This window comes from Aquisediminimonas profunda (assembly GCF_019443285.1).
Taxonomy (GTDB): Bacteria; Pseudomonadota; Alphaproteobacteria; order Sphingomonadales; family Sphingomonadaceae; genus Aquisediminimonas; species Aquisediminimonas profunda.
In genome coordinates this window covers 3309254-3333110 of record NZ_CP080327.1, presented here as the reverse complement: position 1 = coordinate 3333110, position 23857 = coordinate 3309254, and the positions used below count along the sequence as shown (strand labels likewise).

The window sequence follows — 23857 nt, the reverse complement described above, 5'->3', positions numbered from 1 at the left end:
GATTTGCAATGGGGGAATGCGTTGGAAACCATCTTTGACTGGGTTTCGGTTGCCATATTTGCCGGGCTGATCGTGCTTTTCCTCCAGCGTTCGTCCGAAGCCGAACCAAGGGACCATCTCTGGCAGTATCTTGCCGCTTCTGTGGGGTGTGCCGTTGGCAATTACCTTGGGAACGAAGGGTATGAGGTCTGGGCGGGCCTCACATTAACATTCGTGCTTGTCTTTGTCTGGATTGTCCTGCGTCCATACGAAGGCTGGAAAAAGGACTGATTCAGCCTGTGATCAACAGTTTGCGACCATTTGGTTGCAATTCCTGGATCATTGCCGAAGCAAACTCGCGAAGCACGGGCTCTGCACTGCCATAATCCGGAAGCACGGTCGAAACCCTGACCAATATGCCATCAGGAATGATTTCATTGAGGTTGGCCCGTATGACTGCAGTCCGCTGCTCGATCCAGCTGGTTGGTGATTCAGATCCGATCCGTGTCCAGTACATGACTTGTTCGGTGCGGGATGGACTTTCCGCGCTGAAGAAGCGCGCCGGAATTTGGATTCCAGGGCCAAGGTTGAGTGATTTGGTCTTGGTTTCGGTCAGGGAATAGCCGCCTGCCGGATAACAGACCTCTGGCCGGTGAAGCTGGAGCATTCCATTTTGCGTATTGCTGTAGGCAATAAGCAGCATCACCGGCGGGCGGTCATCTGACACATAAACTCTTGTCAGTACATCGCTATACAGGCTCTTGACCAACGGGTCGTCGGGCGGAAGCACCAATCCGCTTCTGGTCTCGAAGCTCCATTGGCCAATCTGCGTAGGGATCATGCTTTCCAATTCGCCTGGCTTCAAGCGACGCATTGTTTCGCGGGGTTCACGCGCAAAAGCGACCACGGCCGTTGCCGTCAGCGCCGCTCCCATCAGCAAATGTCTACGCGTAAGTTGCGAAGTCATTGCGGACTCGGTCCCCGTCTCACGCGGCATCACGTGTCTCTTTCTTTACGTAGCGCCGCCAAAGGGGCTCTGCCACGACATCAAGCGCAAATATTGACAAAAGTGCGGTAACAAACATCGTCATGCCAGCAAAATTATGAAGGAAGCCCTGCGCAGCCGCTTCTCCTGCATGATATGTCAGCAATATCAAAATGAGGACACGAACCAGATTTGCAAAAATCGCGACCGGCACGATCGCAAGGATCAGCAAGGCAGCGTATTCCCAATCCAGCTCATGTCTCACATAAACGTAAAACAGCGATATGGCCGAGAGTGATATGAGCGAATTCAGGCCGGAGCACGCAGCGGCGACGAGTAACTGATACTGCCCGATCTGGATTGTCACACCTGCACCTGCAATGGGATAGCCGAGCGCGTAAAGCAGCTCGATAGCGGCCTTTGAAATACCGATCTTCAAGGGTTGGGTGATAATGGCGACAACTGTGTCTGGTGGTGGGAAAGCAAACAAAAGATAGAATAGCGGGAAGGCCAAGCGACGGATCGCACGCGCCCCAACAAAGCTGTAGAGCGTCGTGACAAGCAGGCCATACATCAGAAATCCCTGAATTTCGATGATTTGGGTCACGCTCGAGAGAAAGTAGAGGCCCAGGAGCGGTATAAAGAGCAGGGCAACCTTATAGGCAGGCGGCGGCTCGATCACCGTTTCAATCCGCCCCCACTGCCGTGCCAAAAGCCAGAGTCCGGTTGCGACAACGATTGGGCCATGAGCACCCTGTTCGGTTCCCCAGCTGAGCTGGGCCACAAGGAGCATTGTTGGAACAAGGATCGCGGCCAGACCAATCGACAACAGCCAATTGGTCTTCACAAAATTCAGGAAAGAAGATTTTTGGGCAATCTGCACTAACAGGTCCTCAAAGGCGTTTCAGCCCAAACCATTGCCGTCACAAAATTCCTCCCACCCAATGGCGAAATGCGACCCTTGAAGGAGGCGGCCTGACCTTTGGAGCAAAAAGTTTAACGAAGTGCCGCCGTCATTGCAATGAATTGAACGGTTTGTCGCATCCCGTTGCGGGACCGCGAAGTTGGCACAGCGAACAAATCTGCCAAGCATGGACGTTTAAATCGCCGAAGATTGATATTGTAATCAATGCACTATTGCTTCCAATGATCCCAAGTTCGTTAGCTGGGCAAAGTTCAACGCTTGTCGATATTATCCGACAGGCGGTCGATCGAGTGTTCAATCGGGCAGGTGATACAGCCATTGAGCCGGGGTTGCGGCCGGAATAATATGGGATCGCATCCGGGGAGAGAAACTAATGCGTCACATCAAGTTCATTTGTAGCATAGTTTTTGCGGGATGTGCTGCGCTGCCCTTTGCAATCGGACCTGCAATCGCCGCACCGCCTGCTGAAGAAAAATTGAAATGGGACGTTTCTGCGCCTCCGGGCTTGAAGGTGCGCCAGGTCAGCATCGATGTGACCGAAGGGTCATGGATGAACATTGATGTGAGCCCGGATGGCAAGACAATAGCCTTCGATCTCTTGGGCGACATTTACACAATGTCGATTTCCGGCGGCATACCGAAACGGATTGCGGAAGGGCTGCCTTATGAAACACAGCCGCGCTTTTCTCCTGACGGCAAACGCATTGCTTTCACATCGGATCGCGGCGGTGGCGACAATATCTGGATCATGAACGCTGACGGTTCCGATAAGCGGCAAGTGACGAAGGAGGATTTCCGCCTCCTCAACCAGCCAAGCTGGAGCCCGGATGGACGGTTCATTGTCGCGAAAAAGCATTTCACCACTGGCCGCTCTTTGGGAACCGGGGAGGTCTGGCTCTATCACGTTTCGGGCGGAAATGGCGTGGCGCTGGTCAAAAAACCAAACGAGCAGCACCAGAAGGAATTGGGAGAGCCGATCTATGCACCCGATGGGAAGCATATCTACTTCACGCGCAATGTAACGCCCGGGCCCATCTTCCAATATGCGCAGGACTCCAACACGCAGTTGTTCGATATTGAACGCTACGACCTCGATACCGGGGAAATCGAGCCGATTATTACTGGCGCAGGCGGTTCAGTCAGGCCATCGCCGTCGCCCGATGGCAAGATGATTGCATTTGTCCGCAGGGAGCGAACCAAGTCAAAACTCTATATCAAGAATCTGGCGACTGGCGAAGAGCGTAAAGTCTATGACGCGCTCGATCAGGACGTTCAGGAGACATGGGCCGTTACAGGTGTCTATCCCAATATGGATTGGACTCCGGATTCTGCCAGCATTGTCTTCTGGGCAGGGGGCAAGATCCGGAAGCTTGATGTTGCTGCCGGCAGATTGAGCGATATTCCCTTCCACATTGCTGACACGAGGGACGTGATTGATCCGCCACGGCCCCCTATTGATGTGGCTCCTGCGCAGTTTCAGACCAAGATGCCCCGAGGGGTAGCCGTGTCGCCCGATGGCCGCAGCGTCGTTTTTGAAACGCTTGGGAAACTGTGGATCAAGCCAATGGCCGGTGGCGCGCCGAAAAGGCTGACCAAGGTTGCGGACGCCATGGAAGCCTATCCCTCCTGGTCGCGGGATGGGAAGTCCATTGTCTATGTCTCCTGGACAGATTCTGATCTGGGGCAGATCCGGGTCATCGGACAAAATGGCGGCGTCGCGCGGACCGTAACGCGTTTGGGCGGGCTTTATTCGCGGCCCCGCTTCTCGCCCGACGGTCGCACGATCGTTTTTGAAAAAGGGCAGGGCGGCTTCCTCAGTTCAGCGCGCAATTCTGATCAACCTGGAGTCTATCGCGTGGCCTCGTCCGGAGGGGATCCGGTCCGTATCGCCAAGGACTTCAGCAACCCCGCATTCGCTGACGTCAATGACCGCGTTTTCATGATGGAAAGCACGGACGGGAAGCAGCGGCTTGTGAGCACGGACCTCAATGGCCAAGCCAAGAGGGTTCACGCCGAAGGCGAGTTGGTCAATGCGTTCGAAGTCTCGCCCGACGGGCAGTATTTCGCGTTCCGGCAGAATTATGAAGCATTTGTGATGCCCATGCTGCCCGGCACTCAGGATGTGAGTGTCTCTCCGTCTGGCGGACCACTCCCCGTAACCCGCGTGAGCGGGGATGGTGCCGACTATATCCAGTGGAGCAACGGCGGCAGGGAAATCCATTGGTCGTTGGGACCGACGGTCTTTTCAGCCGGTCTGTCTGCTCTCTTTGCCAGCGCACCGGCTGCCGACGGCGCAAAGCCTGCAAAGTTCGAACCGCCAAAAACAGGCGTATCCCTGTCGATGACGATCGACAGGGATATCCCGAAGGGCAGTATTGCCCTTGTCGGCGCGCGGATCGTGTCGATGGCCAATGCAGAGGGCGGCATGATCGATGATGGCGTGATCCTTGTCGAACACGACAGGATCAAGGCAATCGGGAAGCGCGGCGAGGTCAATGTGCCCCCCGGAACCCCCACTCTTGATGTCAAAGGCAAGACGATCATGCCGGGGCTGGTCGATGCGCATGCACATGGTCCCTACGGCATCGATGAGCTGACGCCACAGCAGAATTGGACGGACATGGTCAATCTCGCGCTCGGCGTGACGACCCGCCATGATCCTTCAAGCCGCGCAGCGACGGTCTTTCCAGCACTTGAAATGGAGCGGGCTGGACTGATCGTCGGACCGCGCACCTTTTCAACCGGGGAAATCATCTATGGGGCCAAGCAACCGGAGGTCTATGCCCAGATCGACAGCCTGGATGATGCCCGTGCCCATGTTCGGCGCCTGAAGGCCCAGGGAGCGCACAGCATCAAGAACTACAACCAGCCGCGCCGAGAGCAGCGTCAGCAAGTCATTGCTGCAGCGCTTGAGGAGAATATGCGATCTGTTGCCGAAGGCGGCTCTCTGTTCGGATTTGACATGACCCTCATCGCTGACGGCAATACGACGGTCGAGCACAATATCCCGCTTTCGACCTTCTACGATGATGTTCTGCAGTTCTTTTCAAAGTCGAAGACAGGTTACACACCAACTCTGGTCGTCACTTATGGCGGGCCGGCGGGTGATCCCTATTGGCGCGCCCATACCGATGTCTGGCGCAATCCGCTGCTGCAAAAACATGAACCGCCGAGCATTTTGAATGCCGCCAATGCAAGGCGCCAGATCGCGCCCGAAGAAGATTATGTGGACGACGACAATGCCCGTGAAGCGCACAAGTTGGCGAAACTCGGGGTGCCGGTCTCGATCGGCGCGCATGGGCAGGAACCCGGCATTGCGGCGCATTGGGAGCTTTGGTCTTTCGTGCGCGGCGGGATGTCACCCATCGAAGCGCTGGCCGCTGGCACAATCAATGCCGCCCGTTCGCTCGGCTATGACCGTGACGTCGGATCGCTGGAGGCCGGCAAGCTGGCTGACCTTGTCATTCTGGATGCTGACCCAAGTGCCGATATTCGCAACAGTGACAAGATTTCCAAGGTCATGATTGGCGGCAGGCTCTATGACGCGGCCACACTCAACGAGGAAATCACAGGCACTCGGAAGCGGAAGCCCTATTTCTGGGAGCAATCGGCAGGATCAGAAGCCATGTCGGCCCAGCCAGGTGCTGATTTCGGTCACGGCGATCGGTAGAAGCTCGCGGCGCTCGATGTAGTAATGGTCGGCGCCCGCGATAGTGCGCAGCTCCTTGTCGGACGAGGCCACAGCGTCGAACAGGCGCTGTGCGTGGCTCGGCGTGCAGGCGAGGTCGGCCGAGTTGCTGATGACCAAGGTGGGGCAGGAAATCCGGGACGCATTGCCAAGCCCGTCTGCGCGGCTTTCATCATAGCTCCATTGCGAGAGCCATGAGCGCAAGGTGGTGAACCGGCCCAATCCCACGGGGCCGTCGTTGGCGATCCGCGGATCACCCAGATAACATGTGCCAGGCTTGCGATCGGAAGGATCCTGGCTTGGATCGAGCCAACGCACATCGCACATTGTGCCCTGAACGACAAAGCAGCGTTCTGCATCGGGGTCAGAACTCGCCCGGATATCAGCCAGCTGGGACTTGACCCAGTGTGTAATGCGGCGATTACGCGCAATTTGAGCTGCCCTGAAGCGCTTCACAAATGCGTCGGAATAGGGAGGCGTATTCGGACAGTCCGGCGCATAGATGTTCAACTCCCGGTCGCGTTCGAAAGGCTTTCCTTCATCAAGGATCGAAGGATCGAGCCATTCGGTCATTGTCACGGACCGGCTGACATGGGCCGCAAGAAGCAGGATCGCGTCTGCAGGAACGAGGCCGGCGCCCTTGAGGTCGACGGGATCTCCTGCCGGCGTTTCGGTGATTGACGGATGCTCTGCCTGATCCTGGTAGAAGAGTGAGAGAGAACCACCACCGGACCACCCCCCAAGCACGATCTTGTCATAACCAAAGCGCTTCTTTGCGTCTGCAATGCATGCGCCGAGATCGAGCACGCATTTTTCCATGATCAGCGCGGTGTCATTTCCCCGGTAACGGGGGTTGCAATAGATTATGTGGTAACCGGCATGGGCAAGTGCTGTGACGAGAGGAAGAAAACTGCCCCCGCCAATGGGATGGCTGAACAGGATAACAGTTCGACAGTCCTTGTCGGATGGCCTGATACGCATGCATTCGACAAACACCTGCCCGGAGGGCCCCCCGTAAGTTTCCTTCAGGCGCCCCGCATCTGCGTGGACAAAGCCATAGGGTTCGCGGATGATATCCATTGCCGACTCCAAGCTCCAAGCACCTGGAGCGACCTAACACCAGTCACTGACCAGAGTAAGATACGGAAGACTTCAATGACAACAAAGCAGCAACAGCCAAGCGGCATCCATCACATCGCCATCATGGCGGCTGACATAAAGACGCATATCGCCTTTTTTTCCGAAGTGATGGGATGTCCGTTGGTGGCCCTGTTCGATATGCATGGCGTACCCGGCGGCCTGCATGCCTTTTTGCGCATGAATGAACGCAGCTATTTTTCGATTGTCCAGCTGCCGGGTGTGGACCAGATACCCGTGACGCTCGGCGTTACGCACGCGGGCAATGGGGCGCTTCCCAGTGCAGCCGGGACCATGCAGCATCTGGCTTTTCGGGCAGATGATGAGGTCGGTCTGCTGTCGATGCGGGATCGGATCAGGAGCCACGGGGTCAATGTCATTGGCCCTATTGATCATGGCTTTTGCAAATCCATCTATTTTGCAGGGCCTGACCAATTGACTCTGGAAGTGGCAGCGCCTGTCTCTCAAGTTGATCCGGACCTCTGGATCGATCCGGCTGTCCTTGCCAAGGCTGGAATTTCTGCAGAGGAATCGGCTCGCTATCGGTCGCCAGAGGCATATGACGGTCCGTCAGGCATTCCTCAGCCCCCCTATGATCCAGCAAAACCGCACATGTCTTATCCAGCGGACATGTATCAGGCGATCCTGCGCGCGCCGGACGAGGTTATAGCAAATGCGCAATCCTTCTCCAGGCCGCCTGTGAACGCCTGAGATCCGGCCGCAAATTATTTTGCCAAATACGAGATTCAGTGATCTGCGTCACTGAACTGCAATCCGCATAGGCTACTCATCGAATTGCGACCCAAGGGATTGTCCTGCAATCCTTCCTGTGGCCCGGCGAGATTCGTCGGGCCACTTCTTTTTGGATCGCTCCAAACCGCAGCAATTCCGATGCAGATCGCGCAAGGAGTAAAATCGGCACGGCTCGTGTCGTTATTCCTATCTGAGACCAATTTGGGGAAACAGATTGAGATGATTGAAGAAAAGCAAGCGGCGCCTGGAGGCAATACTGTAACCAAAGTTGTCGAGCGCCTGTTCGGGCGCTCCAACTCGACCGTTCCGTCGCAGCCTACAGGTGAACTGGCGCGCTATAATGAAACGATCCAAACCGTTCGCGAGGTTATGCTTCGTCACGTCATCGAGCCCAATCCCGCCAATTATGACCTGGTCTATCGCCATGTCATTGCGCATGAACCCCGTCTCGAAGAAGCAATGGAGCGGCTCATTCGCTCCGGCTATGCGTCTGGGACTCTCAGTTTTTCGAGCGCTCAGGGAGGCGTTTCGGAATCTGCCATCGACAACATAGTCGAAGACGCACAGAAGCACCTTGTCGCCATCGAAGCGATGATCAAGAAATCCACGACGGACGCAAAAGGATTTGGCGACGCTTTGGAAGGTAGCGCAGCCAAGTTCTCGAACAATGATCCAGATTCATCGCTCCAGTCGCTCATCAGCGTTACCAAGGCGATGATTGAAAAGACCCGGGCTGCCGAAAATGAATTGCGGCTTCGGTCGAAGGCCATGACGGACCTGAAGATGTCCTTGAATGAGGCGCAGGTGCAGGCTGATACCGACGCGCTCACAGGGCTCTCAAATCGCCGTGCCTTTGAACGCATGCTCGGGGCCGGGGGCGCTCGCGCAATGATGAGCGGCAAGCCTATGTCGCTCGCAATATGCGACATTGATCACTTCAAGAAGTTCAATGACACTTATGGTCACGACGTCGGCGATCGCGTCCTGCGTTTTGTGTCCAGCGTCCTGCTTGAAAACTGCGGTCGCCGTGGGGCTGTTTCGCGCCACGGAGGCGAGGAGTTTGTGGTCATTTTTGAGGAGACGACTCCCGAAATGGCCTATGAGATCATTGATGCGGCCCGGCGCGATCTTTGTGAACGCAATTTTGTAAACAAGGACACTGACGAATCCATCGGCAATATCTCGTTTTCCGCTGGCGTTGCCGTTCTCGGCGGCACTGGAGACGTCGGCCATCTGCTGCGCAGCGCCGACCGATCACTCTACAAGGCAAAGGCCGACGGCCGGAATTGTGTCGTCATGGCCCCGCAAGGCTGACGCCTTCAAGGGTTCGGCAAACATGATCTGAAGGTCAGCGGCGCGGCTCCGGTCACACGGTGCTGGCGCGCCCGCTAAAGTGCATAATCCGAAGAGAATTGCTGATGAGGCGGATCAGACGCCTAGACACTGCAAGCACGATCTGCCCTTCCGCAGCTTCAAGGGGTGAAGTCCGCGAATGACCCCATTGTTCACATTATATGGTTCGCTCAAGTCAGCCTCTCTTTGAGCATACCAAATGTCTGATTGTCCGGAACTTCGGACTGATCGCGAATTCGGAAACCAGGCCACTAGGCCGCCTAGCGGACATGCATTGAGCGAATGCGCTGATGGTGACTTCACGCCCAATTCCGGCCATTTCGCCACGGCTGATTGTTCTCTGGAGCCCGCATGAATGGAAGGTAAAATTCGGGTTGGCTATGGCCTTGGAAAGGGCAGCTGAGTACGAGGGGGCAAGGGGCAAAGATCCAAATTGGGGCGTGGACAAAACATTGGAAGCGCAGCCTGGGGGAAGAATATCTTATGGAATACGCCGTCGGCTTGATCCTGGGCTTGGCAGTCTCTGGCTTTGCTGCCGCGAGTGGCTTCGACCGCGACCGCGCCTTTTACCCGACGGTCCTGATCGTGATTGCGTCATACTACTCGCTGTTTGCAGTGATGGGCGCGTCGGGGAACTCGACGTTGGAGATTGAGATTGCAGTTGGGCTGGTATTTTCAGTCTTTGCCTTGCTTGGCTTCAAGAAGAGCATGTGGTTGACGGCAGCCGGTCTCGCCGGACATGGATTCTTTGACTTTTTCCTTCATCCCACGCTTGTCACGAACCCCGGAATGCCAGTGTGGTGGCCTGGCTTTTGCGGCACAATTGATATCGTGGTGGGTGGTTGGCTGGCGAGCCAACTTTACTTGGCGCGGAAGACAATTCGCCGTGAGGAGCCATCGCCGTGAAAGCGATTGTTCGCGAAACATATGGCCCACCGAGCGTATTGCGACTCGATGACGTTCCCATGCCTGCTGTTGGCGACAATGATGTGCTGGTGCGCGTCCATGCAGCGTCTGCCAACGCTGGCGACTGGCATCTCCTTCGTGGAACGCCGTTCGCGTTTCGGCTGGTGGCTGGCCTGATCAAGCCAAAATTCAGGATTATTGGTTGCGACATTGCCGGAAACGTCGAAGTCGTCGGCCGCAGCGTCACCCAATTCAAGCGCGGCGATGAAGTGTACGGAGAGGTCTCTCGCTGTGGGTATGGTGCGTACGCCGAGTACGTAACGGCGCATGAGAGTGCATTGGCGGCGAAGCCGGCAAACCTCTCGTTCGAAGAAGCTGCCTGCGTCCCCACAGCCGGCTGCACGGCGCTGCAGGCGCTGCGGAAGGGCAAGATTGAACCTTCGCAGAAGGTGTTGATCCATGGCGCTTCCGGCGGTGTGGGCACATTCGCGCTGCAGATTGCCAAGGCGTTTGGAGCGGATGTGACGGCCGTCTGTAGCACGAAAAACATCGATATGATCCGGGCGCTTGGTGCCGAACACGTGCTCGACTACACAAAAGTCGATTTTGCGAACTCCGGCCAAAAGTTCGATCTCATTTTGGCAGCGAATGGCGACCGGTCAATCTGGGACTATAGACGCACGTTGGCCCCCGCCGGTCGGTACGTGATGAGCGGTGGATCGAACCGCCAATTTCATGAAGCGCTGCTGCTCGGTCCGCTGCTTTCGATCGCCCGACAGACGCTGGGAAACCTGCTCGCGAGGCCCAACCAGACGGACCTGCTGGTGTTGAAGGAGCTTGTTGAAGCCGGCAAAGTGCAGCCTGTCATCGAGCGCAGCTACCCGCTGAGCGAAGTGCCCGAGGCTATCCGGCATCTCGAATCCGGGCATGCAAGCGGTAAGCTCGTGGTTGCCATTTTGCGCAAAGACGATTCGAGGCAGTGATGCGGTTCTGATGAGCATTACAAGGGAGCATCTTCCGGGCGTTGGATGATCTGCGCTTTCGGAGTGCAATAAGTGGCAGTTGGATGTCCACAAAGTCTCCGGCATCGACCGGCTCTGCTGCCAGAAAATTAAGTGTGCGGACCTTTGACGAGTTTCATGTACATCGCCTTGAGCAACCTGACCCGATCCGGCAGCGCTTGCCGGGAATTGGGGGGCATATGGACGGCGAAGCAAACGAGCCGCCAACGATCGGCATCTGGATGACCACTGCACTGGTGGTCGGGACGATCATTGGATCAGGTATTTTCATGCTGCCGGTCAGCCTTGCACCCTTGGGCCGCAATGTGCTGATCGGATGGCTCATCAGTGGCGTTGGCGTACTATGCGTTGTTTTCGCGCTGTCACGGCTATCGCGATTGAGCGGCGACGGGATCCAGGCCAATGTGGAGCGGGAGTTTGGTCCCACTGTCGCTTTCCTCGTTGCATGGGCATTCTGGGTTTCGAACTGGACGGCCCAAGCGTCAGTTGCGATTGGCGTAGCGTCCGCGTTGTCCTTTGCCGAACCGCAATTTGTCCGACCAGATCTTATCATTCCGGTCTCAATCGGCTGGGTGATCCTGCTGACAGGCGTCAACATGATCGGGGTGCGGGCGGTTGGTGGGCTCTCGCTCGTCACCGTGGCGATAAAGCTCTTGCCGCTTCTCGCGGTCATCTGGTTGTTCCTCGAACACGGCTTGACGGGTGGTCGCCTTGAGCCGCTGCCGGAGATGCCGATCAATATTGGCAATATAGCCAGCGCTACCGCTTTGACCTTTTTCGCATTCACAGGCTTTGAATGTGCGACCACGCCGGTTGGCAAGGTTCGCAATCCCGGGCGCACGATTCCGCGCGCGTTGCTGGGTGGCACCGCCTTCGTCGTCGTCCTTTATCTAGTTGCCGGGACAAGTATCCAGATGCTTTTGCCCGCCGATACAGTCGCGACGTCGCCCGCGCCGTTTGCCGATGCGCTTGTATCCCGCTGGGGGCACGGCGTCGCAAGCCTTGCTTCACTCACGATCGCGATCGCCGCAATAGGATGCCTGAACGGACTCATACTTGCGACGGGTGAACTGGGCTATGCCATGGCTTTGAGGGGCGATCTGCCCGCCGTCATGGCCAAAACACGCGGCGTCAACACCCCGGTAGTGGCGCAGTTGGTGGCATCGGGGCTGACCATTCTTCTGATAATCGCCAATGCCAGCCGCGCGACCGCAAACCTGTTCACCTTCACTATCCTGCTTTCTACCGCGGCTGTTGTTGTCCTTTACCTCACAAGCGCATTGGCAGCCTGGAAGCTCAGCCCCACCTCCGCAGCGCGCGCAATCATTGCCATTGGTATCCTGTTCCTGGCCTTCGCGACATACGGGATCGGGCTTGAGGCCTGCTTGTGGTCGCTTGTGCTCCTCGCCATAGGTCTTGCAATCCGAACTGCATTGCATCGGCTCAGATTGGGCATGCCCCCAGATCAGTCTCCAACGGAGATCTCAGCTTAGCTTGCCGGAGCGTTGCTCTTCCTCATTGAGGTCCGGCTTTTCGCATTGTTTGTGAGATCCCTTTTTTGGCTAGTTTTCCGACATTGGGCAGGACGTATTTGGTCTCCTTTCGGCCAAACGCCCCGAGTTGAACAGCGGCTGGCGAGGAGGCGGATTGGAACCGGAAATTGCGGCTATGTGTGTGCTGCCAGACATGGAAACCCGCTCAATGGGAAATCTTTTGTCCAAAGTTCGGATCACACAATTTATTCGCTTGACTCTGACATGATGTCAGACTGCACATGATGATGCGTTGAAGGAGAATCGATATGACATCGACTGATCATAAGGCGCACCATCATGGCGTTGCGCATGGCACTGACGCGACAATGGAGGCGAAATACGCGACTGATCCGGTATGCGGCATGAGCGTGGATCCAGCTGTCACGAAGCACCACGCGACCCATGCGAGCCAGGAATATCATTTCTGCAGCGCAGGCTGCCAGACGAAGTTTGTAACCCATCCCGATCATTACCTTGGCGGCAAGGTCGAAGTCCCGGTGTCAGCCGTCGCCGGTGACGTCATCTACACCTGCCCTATGCATCCCGAGGTGCGACAACTTGGCCCCGGCTCCTGCCCGATTTGCGGCATGGCACTGGAGCCGGCAACGGTCTCGCTGGACACGGGTCCAAGTGCTGAACTGGCCGACATGGCGCGCCGCTTCTGGATTGCACTCGTGCTGACGCTGCCGGTTTTCACGCTGGAGATGGGCGGACATCTGACGGGACACATGTTGTTTGTGGGCCAGCAAACATCAAACTGGATCCAGTTTGTACTGGCGACTCCTGTTGTCCTGTGGGCAGGCTGGCCATTTTTTGATCGAGGATGGGCCTCTCTCAAGTCGCGCCGCCTGAACATGTTTACGCTGATCTCCATGGGTGTCGGCGTCGCTTATTTCTACAGTCTCGTCGCGCATTTTGGGCCATCGCTCTTCCCGCCTGCCGTCCGTGATCGGATGGGTACCGTGCCGGTCTATTTCGAGGCGGCAGCTGTGATCACGGTTTTGGCCCTTCTGGGACAAGTGCTGGAGCTGCGCGCACGTGAACGCACGTCCGGGGCGATCAGGGCTCTGCTCGATCTGGCACCCAGGACCGCGCGCCGGGTTACCAGTCATGGCCATGACGAGGACGTTAATCTCGATGCGGTGGTTGTGGGCGATCATCTGCGGGTTCGTCCCGGCGAAAAAATCCCTGTTGATGGTATGATCACTGAGGGTCGGGTCTCGATTGATGAATCTTTGGTCACGGGCGAATCCATGCCAGTCACCAAGGAGGTAGGCGCCAAGGTTATCGCCGGCTCGCTCAACAAGACTGGCAGTTTCGTCATGATTGCCGAGAAAGTCGGGACCGAAACCCTGCTCTCTCGAATTGTCCAGATGGTCGCCGAGGCGCAGCGCAGTCGTGCCCCGATCCAGCGCATGGCCGATCAGGTTTCGGGCTGGTTTGTCCCGGCAGTAATTGCTGTCGCATTGGTTGCCGCTGCGTTCTGGGTCGTGCTTGGCCCCGACCCGCGTCTGACCTACGCTCTGGTCGCGGCCGTTTCGGTGCTGATTGTCGCCTGCCCCTGTGCGCTCGGCCTTGCGACGCCGATGTCAATCATGGTCGGGGTTGGGCGCGGCGCGCAAGCTGGCGTGCTGATCAAGAATGCCGAAGCGCTTGAGCGCTTTGAAAAGATCGACACGCTTGTTGTCGACAAGACGGGAACGCTGACCGAGGGACGCCCGGCGGTCACAGGTATCCGCACTGCAAATGGATGGGAAGAGAACGAGGTCCTTCGCCTCGCCGCCAGCCTTGAGCGTGGCAGTGAGCACCCGTTGGGTGAAGCCATCGTTCGCGCCGGGCAGGAGCGCAAGCTTGAACTGGAAACGGTGGAAGACTTCGATTCGCCGGTCGGGCGTGGTGTGACCGGCAGGGTTTCCGGCAAGAAGGTGCTACTCGGCGGGCCGCGCTTCATGGCTGAGCAGAAGATTGATACTGCCGATCTCAATGAAGCAGCCGAGGCAATGCGTGCGGAAGGCGCGACTGCGATTTTCGCCAGCGTCGATGGCAAAATCGCAGGACTTCTGGGCATCTCCGATCCGATCAAGGAAACATCGGCTCAGGCAATCCGCGAGCTGAAAGCGGATGGTATCCGCATCGTTATGATGACCGGCGACAACCGCACCACGGCACTGGCGGTCGCGGCTCGCCTCGGTATCGATGCTGTTGAAGCTGAGGTGCTTCCCGAGGACAAGGCCAGTGTCGTCCAAAAGCTTCGCGCAGAGGGGCAGAGCGTGGCTATGGCAGGGGACGGTGTCAACGATGCGCCAGCCCTTGCGGCCGCTGAAGTCGGCATTGCGATGGGTGCCGGTGCTGATGTTGCTATCGAGAGCGCCGGAGTGACCTTGCTGCAAGGCGACCTCAACGGCATCTTGCGTGCGCGGCGCCTGTCCCGAGCGGTCATGCGCAACATTCGCCAGAATCTGGTTTTTGCTTTTGTCTACAACGTCGCCGGCATCCCGATTGCGGCAGGGGCGCTCTATCCGGCATTTGGCTGGATGCTCTCACCTGCCATTGCCGCGGCAGCCATGGCGTTATCATCCGTGAGTGTCATCACCAACGCGTTACGCTTGCGGATGGTACGGCTGTAACGGAAGTGCCTCTTCGTTTCGCAGCGATTGCGGCAGCAGAAGGAAGGAACAGCGCAATGAACATTGGACACGTTGCTGATGAAACCGGCGTAACCCAGCGCATGATACGCCACTACGAGAAGATTGGCCTGGTCCCGTCCCCTCCACGACGCAACGGCACATTTCGAGACTACTCGCCCGACGACGTGCATCGGCTGAGATTCATTGCCAATGCTCGCGACCTGGGATTTCCGATCGAGGAAATACGGGAATTGCTCTCGCTCTGGGGCGACCGAAACCGGTCCAGTGCAGATGTTAAGGCCCTCGCACTTGCCCGGGCAGAGGAATTGCACCGCAAGGCAGAACGACTCGAGCAAATGCGGGCATCACTGCTTGCATTGGCGAAACTCTGCCATGGCGATGAACGGCCCGACTGCCCGATCATCGAAGGCATCGAGCGACCTTAGTTACTCCGCCGACCATGTGGCCAATGGCCCCGAATATATGGTCACCGTGCGCGTGTCGCCAGGTAGTCGACGAACCCCTCAAGATACACACGGATCTGCTCGCGCATTTCCGGATCGCTGATCGTCCCGTCAACATCAAAGACCTTGCCAGCACGCGAAACCATCAGGCGTCCGCCTGTCCAGAGCTGCACACCCAAGGTGCGCATCACGGGAAGCCAATGGTTCTGGGACAGGATTGTGCCGAAACCTCCCGGAGAGGCGCCCATTATGGCAAAGTGACGCCCCCTGAAAACACGACCGCCATCGCTTGGCGGGCGCGAAGCCCAATCGATTGCATTCTTGAATACGCCCGGGATGCCATTGTTATATTCGGGCGTTGCGAGGATGACCCCATCGGCCGCCATGATGGCGTCCTTGAGCGCTGTGACGGCCGCGGGAATCCCGGTCGCCTCCTCCTCATCGCCATCGTACAACGGTATTCCGTGAAGGGTGCGCACCTCGAACGTGACGCCGTCAGGAAGAAGCTGTGCCGCATTGTTGAGCAGGGCCGTATTGAATGACGCCCGTCGCAAACTGCCTGATATGCCGACGAGTCTGATCACTGCTCGTGCCCTTTCGAAACGGTGGGCTCTACGCCCGGAGCCACGGTCATAACGTCCTGCCATTCGGGATGCACGGCGTATCGGGCACGAACATAGGGGCAGATCGGGATGATGCGAAAGCCTGAGCCTCGTGCATCGGCAACAAGATACTCAACCAGGGCGGATGCAGCCCCCGTGCCCCTCAATGCTTCGGGCGCGCCTGTATGGTCGGCGCTGATCAAAAGGGGGCCCCGATGCGTGAATGTCAGTTCGGCCTCCGCGTCAATGCCATCGACCCGGGCCACGTAGCGACCATGTTGGCCATCATCCTCCTTGGTGATTGTAATGGTGCTCATGACAAAACGTGTCCTTTCATGGATGGGGCTCTCTCGTTCCTCAGCGAGAGAGCTCTTTGATGTGGTCACAACGTATCACAATACGACCGGAATGCAGGCGATTGCTTTGCCGGGAAGGTTGGGGCCAAACGTGACAACGGAAGTTTCGCTCTCTCACAACAGCCTGTGCCTGTATCGTCGTCAGGCGCTTGGAAGTGACGCAAACGAACCGGCAGCAGCCATCGCCGAGACCGGCTTTCGGCCACTCGGCCCTTCGCGGGTCCGGAGGCCTTCGGGCAGCACATCCGGGGAACCCCGACGACCGATTGCGACAGCAGCTTCGATGCGAAAACTCTCGGGCACGGCCAATTCCGTCCTGATGCGGCCAAAGTCGATGCCGGTCATGCCGTGGGCGTGATAGCCTATCGCCGTTGCCTGCAGTGCCATCTGCGCCCACGCCGCACCGGCATCGAAACTGTGGCTGTGTAACGGATTCGAGACTTCGCCTTGCTGCATGACGCTGTCGGAGACGATGAACAGAAGAACCCCGGCCTCCTTCGCCCAACTCGCGTTTGAGGGTACAAGAAGCGAGAGGAACAGCTCCCAGTTGGCATCCTGGCGGTGGGAATAGAGAAAGCGCCAAGGCTGATAGTTGAATGCCGATGGGGCAAGGGCAGCAGCTTGCAGGATCACGTCGAGATCTTCTTGCGGGATTGCCGAGCCATCGAAGGCGCGCGGGGACCAGCGCTCTACGAACAAGGGCAGGACGCGGGGACTTGCGGTACGAATGTCCATGGTATTTTCCTCTTGATGAAAAGGGGGCAGCAACAGGCTGCCCGCCTCCCGGGTTCTGATGTCAAAGGGTCACTTGCGGTCGATACTGATGCGACCGGGGCCGAACGCAGCGACCTGCAACAGGCCGCCGGCCATGGCGATGTTCTTGAAGAAGTGGATGAACTGGTTCTGGTCGCCCAGCGCCGCATGAAACACCAGTGCCGTGACCACGCTGAACAGGGCAAGGACGATGGCTACCAGCCGGGTGCGATAGCCAGCAATCAGCGCTACTCCGCCGAGCACTTCAACTGCGATGGCGCCTGCAAGGGCCAGATAGGGCAACGGGAGGCCAACGCTGTTGATGTAGCCCAACGTGTAACCAGGATCAGCAATCTTGCTGACCCCGCTCAGGAGGAAGATCGTCGCCAGCATGATGCGGCCGGAGACAGCCAAGAGTGAAGCGCCCGTGACCGTGGTCGCCTCGGAAGGGGTGTTATGGGTTGTGATCGTGTTCATGTTTCAGTTCCTTTATGAATGGGTTGATGGTCAGTTTGCGTCGACGAGGACCAGTTCGCTGTCCTCAAGTGCAGTGATCTCGATGGCTTCGACATCGGTGATGGCCACGCCGTCGCGCGCACCGGCTTCGACTGCGCCGACGCGGATGCGGCCGGTTGCTGGCACCAGGTAGGCGTGCCGGTCGCGGTTCAGTTCGTAGCGGATCGTTTCGCCCGCTTTGACCGATGCACCCAGCACCCGGGCATTGGCATGGATAGGCAGGGCCTCGCCATCATTGGCAAAGCCGGAGGCCAAGGCGACAAACTTTCCCGCGCGGTCGTTCTTGGGAAACGGACGGGTCCCCCAGCGTGGCGCATGACCCCGCGTATCGGGGATGATCCAGATCTGAAAGATTTGGGTCTCGACATCCTCAAGGTTATATTCGGAGTGCTGAATACCGGTGCCTGCAGACATCACCTGAACATCCCCGGCCACCGTTCGCCCAGAATTGCCAAGGTTGTCGCGGTGGGAAATCGCACCCTTGCGAACATAGGTGATGATTTCCATGTCGCGGTGAGGATGCGGCGGAAAGCCGGTCTGGGCCGCAATGGTATCATCGTTCCAGACTCTGAGGCTGCCCCAATTGGTCCGCTCGGGATCGTGATATTCGGCAAACGAGAAATGATGCTTGGCGTCGAGCCATCCGTGGTGAGCTGCACCGAGGCTGGCGAAAGAGCGAAGTTCGATCATGGTTTTTTCCAATCCTTTTTGTTCCGGGATTGGGGGGAAACTAGGCCTTGTAATGTGATCAGAAAATTCTGATAAAACTAACCATGATGTTCGAGAAAGTTGAACAATGGATGTAGGTCAGCCGACGTTGGACCAGATCCGCCTGTTCCTGGCCGTGGTGGACGAAGGCAGCTTCAATGCCGCCGCCCGCCGGATGGGACGGGCGATCTCGGTCGTCAGCTACGGGATCGCCAGCATGGAGGCCCAGCTTGGGATCACGCTGTTCGATCGCGAAGGCTCACGCCGGCCCGTCCTGACCGATGCGGGCAAGGCAATGCTGGCGAATGCCCGAGCCGTAACCGATGATATCGATGCCCTGATTGCCGGGGTGCGGAGCTACAATCAGGGGTTGGAGTCAGAACTGACCCTTGCTGTCGACGTCATGTATCCGACCATGGAAGTAGCGAGCATCCTTCGCGAATTCGAACGGAACTTCCCGACGGTCGAACTGCGGCTGCATGTCGAGGCTTTGGGCGCTATTGCCGCACTCGTCCTTGATGGCCGCGCCAATCTCGGTATCGGTGGACCGGTGATCATTGAGGACCCCGCACTCGAAAGAATGGCGATTGGAGAAGTGGAACTCGTGCCGGTCGCCGCGCCTTCGCACGCGCTTGCGCGAATGCCAGTCATCCAGCCCGGTGTCAGCAGGCAGTACCGCCAGCTTGTCCTGACCGATCGGTCGCCGCTTACCGCCGGCCGGGATTTCTCGGTGCTGAGCGCCCGGACATGGCGCCTCGCAGACCTTGGCGCAAAACACGCATTGCTGCTCGAAGGGATCGGTTGGGGCAACATGCCGCGCCATGTCGTCGCTGATGATCTGGCCGCCGGGCGCCTTGTCAGGCTGTCGATCCCGGAAGCCCCCGGCATGGCCTACGGCCTCAATGCGCTGTGGCGCAAGGATTGCTTGCCCGGACCAGCGCGCTCATGGATGCTTCAGGCCGTTACGGATCGACTGTCTTAGGGGCGTATTGTGCTCCGATGTAAATGATGATGACGTGGAAAAGTTCGGCGAGGTTGACAGCACTCGACTTGGATCAATTTCCGCGCCGGTTTATGCGCACGCCGTCGGCAACACGGTCGCCTGGATGGAGGACAACCATGAGGCCGGGACGTAACGGTGTCAGCAGTTCGGCCAGGTCGGCGTTGACCTTTCCAATCTTCACGTGCGTAAGCCTGGCTCGTCCCTCCTGTGTGACGAAAAGGGCCCAGTCATTTCCGTCGCGAAACAAGGCGCTGGCTGGTACCGTCAACACATCGGGTGCGGACCATGTGACAATGCGAACCACCCCGCGATAGCCATGGCCGAGTCCTTGGCGTTCCGTCGCAGGACCTGCGAAATCGAGCACGACATTGACGCGCTGCTCTTCTACGCCGAGCGCAGAAATCTTCGTGAAGCCATAGGGTTCGACAAGCCGCACCCGTGCGTGGATCGGATGGTTTCCACCCCATTGCTCCAGCGTCGCTGCGAACCCGGGCTTGATGCGCACCGCATCTGCAGACAGCAAGTCAGTGACCAGTTCCAGTTTGGAAGGATCGCCGATTTCGACGAGCGGCGTTCCTGCTGCAACCACCGCCTCGCTCTTCTGCGGTATGCGGAGCACCCGACCACTGACAGGAGAGAGGAGCGTAAACACGCCTCCTTTTCCAGGGTCAATGGTGGCCGGATCGGTCAATGCCGCGCGCGCAGCAGCAAGGTCATAGCGCGCCGCATCAGCCGCGCGCCGGACTTCCAGGACAAGTGCATCGGCATGGTCGCGCGCCATCCGTGCACGATCGAGGTCTGCTTGCGGCAGGAAACCGCGCTTGAGCAAGGCCTCGTCACGCGCGAGATTGCGCTGCGCGAGGTCTCGCTCAGCAATCGCCTGTGGGATGCGGGCTGCCGTTGCGGCCGCCATCGCTTCAAGGGATCGGACGCGCGCGCGGGCTTCCCCTCCCGTTCTAGCATTGAGAAAGTCAGGGTTGGCGGGCATCAGCCGGGCCACAACCGTTTTCCCGGCAATCAGCCTGTCTCCGGGTTCAAGATCGACACGCAAGAGGCGCCCATTGATTGGGGCCGATACGACGTAGAGATCATGGGCCCGGGCTTCGGCTTCATCGTCAATCGTGACCTGCATCGGGCGTCGTGCAACCATACCCAGATCGACCGGAACCGCTGGATTGCGCAACGCCACAAAGGCGGCACCCGCCAATGCAAGCAGGACCAGGCCGGCGATGATAAATGGACCGATTCGGTGCTTCCCTGCCATCACTTACTCCCTCGTCTTGAGCACCTCGACAAGGTCGAGGCGATCCACACGGACCTTGATCAACATCATTGTCGCAACCGTTGCCGCAAGCACGACTAGCCAGCCTTTTGCGATCGTTGCCGCTCGCATTCCGAACGGGATCGTAAAGAGATCGTTGCTAAAGCTCTGCATCAGCGCACGCGAAAGAGCGACGCCCATCGCCGACCCGATTGGCAATGCCAACAGCATGAGTATGGCAAGTGCGCCGAGCAACACATAAGACACTTCGCTCTGCCGATATCCAAGGACGCGCAGTGAGGCCAAATCGCGGGCACGCTCTGAAAGCATGATCCGCCCGGCATTATATACGACACCAAAAACCAGCATCATCGCAAAGCCGGAGATGAAGAGAGAGACCAAGCCCATGTTGCGCGAAATCGTGATTCTGATCCCGGAGAGTGCTGCATTGCGCGATGCAACTCCTGCGACCATCGGACTGGCCTTCAGTCGCGCATAGACCTGTTCCAGCTGCTCAGGGTCAACTGCCAGTGCAGCGGACGAAACAGTCTGGCCTTCGTGGAGAAGACGGTTCAGCGCAGCGAGCGACATATAGGCAGGAGAACCAACCGGACTTTCGACGACGCCCGTGACTTCAATCGGAAAACGAGCCTGCCGACCTTCGGAAACCTGGATATCGAGCATGGCACCGCGTCCGACCCCGAGCTTGTCCGCAAGTGATGAGGCGATCAGCATGCCAAACTCGGGGGGAGCGACGGGCCTGCCGCGAAGATCGATCATGCGGCTTAGATCCGTTTCTGCAGGTACGCCCGAAATCGCCTGCCTTTCAACGGACTTGCCAATGCGCAATCGAGCAGCGGTTGATCGACCTGCTTCTACTCTGCGGACGCCCGGAATGGCAGCGAGCTCAAAGAGGACCCTTCGATCGCGAGGTTCGGCAAACGTTACAGTCAAATCCTGCCGCTCGGCCTGTCCAAAGGCGAGATCGATCATCTTTTCGACATTGTCCGTCGATCCGGCAGACGTGATGTACAGCGCAAGTGCGAACGCGATTCCGACAACCGTCAGTCCGGACCGAACGGGTTGGCGTGCCAGATCTCGCAGGATGATGCGTGTCGGTTCGTCAAGCCGCCGCGCCTTGGCAAGCCAGTTTGCGACGAAACCGCCATAGGATTGCGGTTTTGGCGGTCGCATGGCTTCGGCAGGGGAAAGTCTGATTGCTCGTCTGACGGCAGTTGCAGACCCAAGCAACACAGCGCCGACCGCAGCAAACAGTGCAATGGCATAGACATCCAGGCCGCTGCTGAACTGAAGGAACGGAAAGACAAAGAATTCCTGATACATGGTCGCTGTGCCATGGCCGAGCCAGGTTCCAAGACCAGCCCCCAATACCAACCCCAGAAGCGATAGGAGGCAGGCAAGTTCCATATAGTGTGCGGCAATCGTCCAGTTTCGGTAGCCGAATGCCTTCAACAGCCCGATCACTTCCCGCTCTGTTTCAACCAGCCGCCCCAAGACAATGTTGAGCAGGAAGACCGCGACGCCCAGGAATACGGGCGGCAGAAAACCCGTCATCGTCCGCAATTGGTCAAGTTCATTGAGAACGAACCGGTCAGAGATGTGCTGTTCCCGACCATAAGCTGCAACGCCGCCAAAACGTCCCAACAGTAGATCGAGCCGGCGGATGACTTCGCCCTGATCGGCGCCGCGCTGCAGTTTCAAGAGCAGATCGTTAAAGGCACCGTGCATGTCGAGTGCTGCAGCCAGCGGCTCCCGCGCCATCCACATGACACCGAAGCGGCTGTTGTCGGGAAAGATCTGGCCTGGCGCAATCGAATAGACATATTCAGGCGAAAGCACGGTCCCCACGATGCGCAGCGGAATGCGTTTTCCCCGTATCTGCGTCAAAAGGACATTGCCCAGTTTCAGTCTGGCGGCCTTGAAGAACTGTTCACTTACCAGCACTTCGTTCGATCGCAGCGGGTTGAGCCACCGCCCCGAACGGAGCACGAGTCTGTTCAGGCCCGGTTGCCCCTGCATCGGGACAGAGTGCACGCGCGCAGCGACAGGCTCTGCAACCCCGGGGATATTGATCGTGGCAATTGTTGTCAGCCGGCTTTCCACCACAGAAACGCCCGAAATTGCGCGGGCCTGATCGGCAAGGGCCTCTGGAGCACGGCTTACCGGTGCAAACACATCCGCGAACCGATAACGGTCATAATAGGCGAGACGCGTTTCATCGAGTGATCGGATCATGCCCATCGACATGATGACCATACCGATGCCTGCGGCAATGATGAGCGCGATTGCCAGCGATTGAGCGCGCAATCGCCACAGATCCCTCAACAATTTCCTGTCAAGCATCCGCACGGCCGTCACCACCAAAGCTCGGCAGGGAGTTTGCGCAAGGGATTCTTGTGAGCTTCGGAAAGCCGGCCATCGGCAAAGGCCAGCACTTCGTCTGCCATGCCTGCGATCACGGCATTGTGGGTGATGACCATCGTTGTCGTTCCAAGTGAACGATTGATGGTGTCCAGCGCAGAAAGCACCAGCTTCCCCGTGAGGCTGTCAAGCGCTCCGGTCGGCTCATCGCACAAAAGGACATCAGGTCGCTTCGCGATCGCACGGGCAATCGCAACACGTTGCTGTTCCCCGCCTGAAAGCTGAGAGGGAAAATGGTCGATCCGTGACTCCAGTCCGACCAGTGAAAGCGCTTCTGCGGGATCCATGGGGTTTTCAGCAATTTCCGTGATCAGAGCCACGTTTTCTCGCGCTGTCAGCGAAGGAATGAGATTGTAGAACTGGAAAACAAAGCCGATATTCTTTCGGCGATATTCTGTAAGTTCCCGATCACTGCAAGCGGCGAGGTCTGAATTGTCGAACCAGACATGACCGTCGCTCGGGCGATCGAGACCGCCGACGATGTTGAGGAATGTCGACTTTCCAGAGCCAGAGGGTCCCAACAGGACGATCATTGATCCGCGCGCGATGTCCAGAGTCACGCCACGCAACGCATGGACAGCGTTGTCCCCTTCACCATAGCGCTTGGCCAGATCTTCAATGCGATAGATCGGTTCTGAGGCTACATTCTGTTCATTCGCCGCTTGCCCAATTTCAGGAGCCGGCATTGGGTAATTCCTGTATTGGTGGAAGGTGATTGATGGCGCCAGAAGCACCTTACCTGCAATACGGGGGACTACCTATCGTCTCGGCATCGTCCCGTTCGGGAAAGTTTGGTTCTAGGTAGAATTCCCGAATGCGGCAAACAAGTCGAACGGCCTAAC

At 57.8% G+C, this 23857-nt stretch carries 21 protein-coding genes; 10 read left to right on the top strand and 11 right to left on the bottom strand.

The window, feature by feature from the left end; genetic code table 11:
* The first annotated feature begins 21 nt into the window (after window positions 1-21).
* The gene (locus tag K0O24_RS16290; protein WP_219893737.1) at window positions 22-270 is read left to right on the top strand and encodes an XrtV sorting system accessory protein; all 249 of its coding nucleotides are present in this window, start codon (window positions 22-24) and stop codon (window positions 268-270) included.
* Window position 271: 1 nt separating this feature from the next.
* Here the strand turns inward: K0O24_RS16290 and epsI are convergent, their stop codons facing one another.
* Together epsI and xrtV are read right to left on the bottom strand one after the other, a co-directional pair.
* Window positions 272-946: an exosortase-associated protein EpsI, V-type gene (epsI, locus tag K0O24_RS16285; protein WP_343211250.1), complete on the bottom strand. Its 675-nt coding sequence runs from the start codon at window positions 944-946 to the stop codon at window positions 272-274.
* A 19-nt stretch (window positions 947-965) separates the two neighbouring features.
* Window positions 966-1811, bottom strand: a complete 846-nt coding sequence (xrtV, locus tag K0O24_RS16280) for an exosortase V (RefSeq protein WP_246611058.1) — start codon at window positions 1809-1811, stop codon at window positions 966-968.
* A 451-nt stretch (window positions 1812-2262) separates the two neighbouring features.
* Here xrtV and K0O24_RS16275 point away from each other — a divergent pair, with 451 nt between their 5' ends.
* Window positions 2263-5559 (top strand): amidohydrolase family protein, encoded by a 3297-nt coding sequence (locus K0O24_RS16275; RefSeq protein ID WP_219893735.1) that lies wholly within the window; start codon window positions 2263-2265, stop codon window positions 5557-5559.
* Here the strand turns inward: K0O24_RS16275 and K0O24_RS16270 are convergent.
* Window positions 5506-6657: an alpha/beta hydrolase gene (locus tag K0O24_RS16270; protein ID WP_219893734.1), complete on the bottom strand. Its 1152-nt coding sequence runs from the start codon at window positions 6655-6657 to the stop codon at window positions 5506-5508. The two genes, K0O24_RS16275 and K0O24_RS16270, sit on opposite strands and share 54 nt — an antisense overlap.
* 75 nt (window positions 6658-6732) lie before the next feature.
* On the opposite strand from K0O24_RS16270, the gene K0O24_RS16265 reads away from it, so the two are divergent.
* The 7 genes from K0O24_RS16265 (at window position 6733) to cueR (ending at window position 15356) form a co-directional block, all read left to right on the top strand.
* Window positions 6733-7425: a VOC family protein gene (locus K0O24_RS16265; protein ID WP_219893733.1), complete on the top strand. Its 693-nt coding sequence runs from the start codon at window positions 6733-6735 to the stop codon at window positions 7423-7425.
* Window positions 7426-7686: 261 nt separating this feature from the next.
* Window positions 7687-8781 (top strand): GGDEF domain-containing protein, encoded by a 1095-nt coding sequence (locus K0O24_RS16260; RefSeq protein ID WP_219893732.1) that lies wholly within the window; start codon window positions 7687-7689, stop codon window positions 8779-8781.
* A gap of 522 nt (window positions 8782-9303) precedes the next feature.
* On the top strand, window positions 9304-9726 hold the full coding sequence (locus K0O24_RS16255) for a hypothetical protein (RefSeq protein ID WP_219893731.1): 423 nt from the start codon (window positions 9304-9306) through the stop codon (window positions 9724-9726).
* A complete protein-coding gene (locus K0O24_RS16250) occupies window positions 9723-10709 on the top strand; it encodes an NAD(P)-dependent alcohol dehydrogenase (protein ID WP_219893730.1) in 987 nt (328 codons plus the stop codon). Before K0O24_RS16255 ends, K0O24_RS16250 begins: the two co-directional genes overlap by 4 nt.
* A gap of 83 nt (window positions 10710-10792) precedes the next feature.
* Window positions 10793-12241 carry an APC family permease gene (locus K0O24_RS16245; RefSeq protein WP_219893729.1) on the top strand — a complete coding sequence of 483 codons (1449 nt, stop codon included), beginning with the start codon at window positions 10793-10795 and terminating at the stop codon, window positions 12239-12241.
* A gap of 308 nt (window positions 12242-12549) precedes the next feature.
* On the top strand, window positions 12550-14910 hold the full coding sequence (locus K0O24_RS16240) for a heavy metal translocating P-type ATPase (protein WP_425514749.1): 2361 nt from the start codon (window positions 12550-12552) through the stop codon (window positions 14908-14910).
* A 56-nt stretch (window positions 14911-14966) separates the two neighbouring features.
* The gene (gene cueR, locus K0O24_RS16235; protein ID WP_219893728.1) at window positions 14967-15356 is read left to right on the top strand and encodes a Cu(I)-responsive transcriptional regulator; all 390 of its coding nucleotides are present in this window, start codon (window positions 14967-14969) and stop codon (window positions 15354-15356) included.
* Between the two features lie 41 nt (window positions 15357-15397).
* On the opposite strand, the gene K0O24_RS16230 is transcribed toward cueR, so the two are convergent.
* From K0O24_RS16230 to K0O24_RS16210, 5 genes are all read right to left on the bottom strand, one after another.
* The gene (locus K0O24_RS16230; protein WP_219893727.1) at window positions 15398-15958 is read right to left on the bottom strand and encodes an NADPH-dependent FMN reductase; all 561 of its coding nucleotides are present in this window, start codon (window positions 15956-15958) and stop codon (window positions 15398-15400) included.
* Entirely contained in the window at window positions 15955-16293 is a 339-nt protein-coding gene (locus K0O24_RS16225) for a GNAT family N-acetyltransferase (RefSeq protein ID WP_219893726.1), read from the bottom strand. The genes K0O24_RS16230 and K0O24_RS16225 overlap by 4 nt, the downstream gene beginning before the upstream one ends.
* Window positions 16294-16473: 180 nt before the next feature.
* Entirely contained in the window at window positions 16474-17067 is a 594-nt protein-coding gene (locus K0O24_RS16220) for a nitroreductase family protein (RefSeq protein ID WP_219893725.1), read from the bottom strand.
* Window positions 17068-17136: 69 nt separating this feature from the next.
* Window positions 17137-17562, bottom strand: a complete 426-nt coding sequence (locus tag K0O24_RS16215; protein WP_219893724.1) for a DoxX family protein — start codon at window positions 17560-17562, stop codon at window positions 17137-17139.
* 30 nt (window positions 17563-17592) lie between these two features.
* Window positions 17593-18291 (bottom strand): pirin family protein, encoded by a 699-nt coding sequence (locus tag K0O24_RS16210; protein WP_219893723.1) that lies wholly within the window; start codon window positions 18289-18291, stop codon window positions 17593-17595.
* A gap of 106 nt (window positions 18292-18397) precedes the next feature.
* Between K0O24_RS16210 and K0O24_RS16205 the strand changes: the two genes are divergently transcribed.
* A complete protein-coding gene (locus K0O24_RS16205; RefSeq protein ID WP_219893722.1) occupies window positions 18398-19291 on the top strand; it encodes a LysR family transcriptional regulator in 894 nt (297 codons plus the stop codon).
* A gap of 73 nt (window positions 19292-19364) precedes the next feature.
* On the opposite strand, the gene K0O24_RS16200 is transcribed toward K0O24_RS16205, so the two are convergent.
* Genes K0O24_RS16200 through K0O24_RS16190 form a run of 3 tightly spaced genes read right to left on the bottom strand, consistent with a single transcriptional unit; the run spans window position 19365 to window position 23701 of the window.
* Window positions 19365-20576 (bottom strand): efflux RND transporter periplasmic adaptor subunit, encoded by a 1212-nt coding sequence (locus K0O24_RS16200; RefSeq protein ID WP_219893721.1) that lies wholly within the window; start codon window positions 20574-20576, stop codon window positions 19365-19367.
* A 3-nt stretch (window positions 20577-20579) separates the two neighbouring features.
* Window positions 20580-22952 carry an ABC transporter permease gene (locus tag K0O24_RS16195; RefSeq protein ID WP_219893720.1) on the bottom strand — a complete coding sequence of 791 codons (2373 nt, stop codon included), beginning with the start codon at window positions 22950-22952 and terminating at the stop codon, window positions 20580-20582.
* Window positions 22949-23701, bottom strand: coding sequence for an ABC transporter ATP-binding protein (locus K0O24_RS16190; protein WP_219893719.1), 753 nt, complete (start codon window positions 23699-23701; stop codon window positions 22949-22951). Before K0O24_RS16190 ends, K0O24_RS16195 begins: the two co-directional genes overlap by 4 nt.
* Between the last annotated feature and the right edge of the window lie 156 nt (window positions 23702-23857).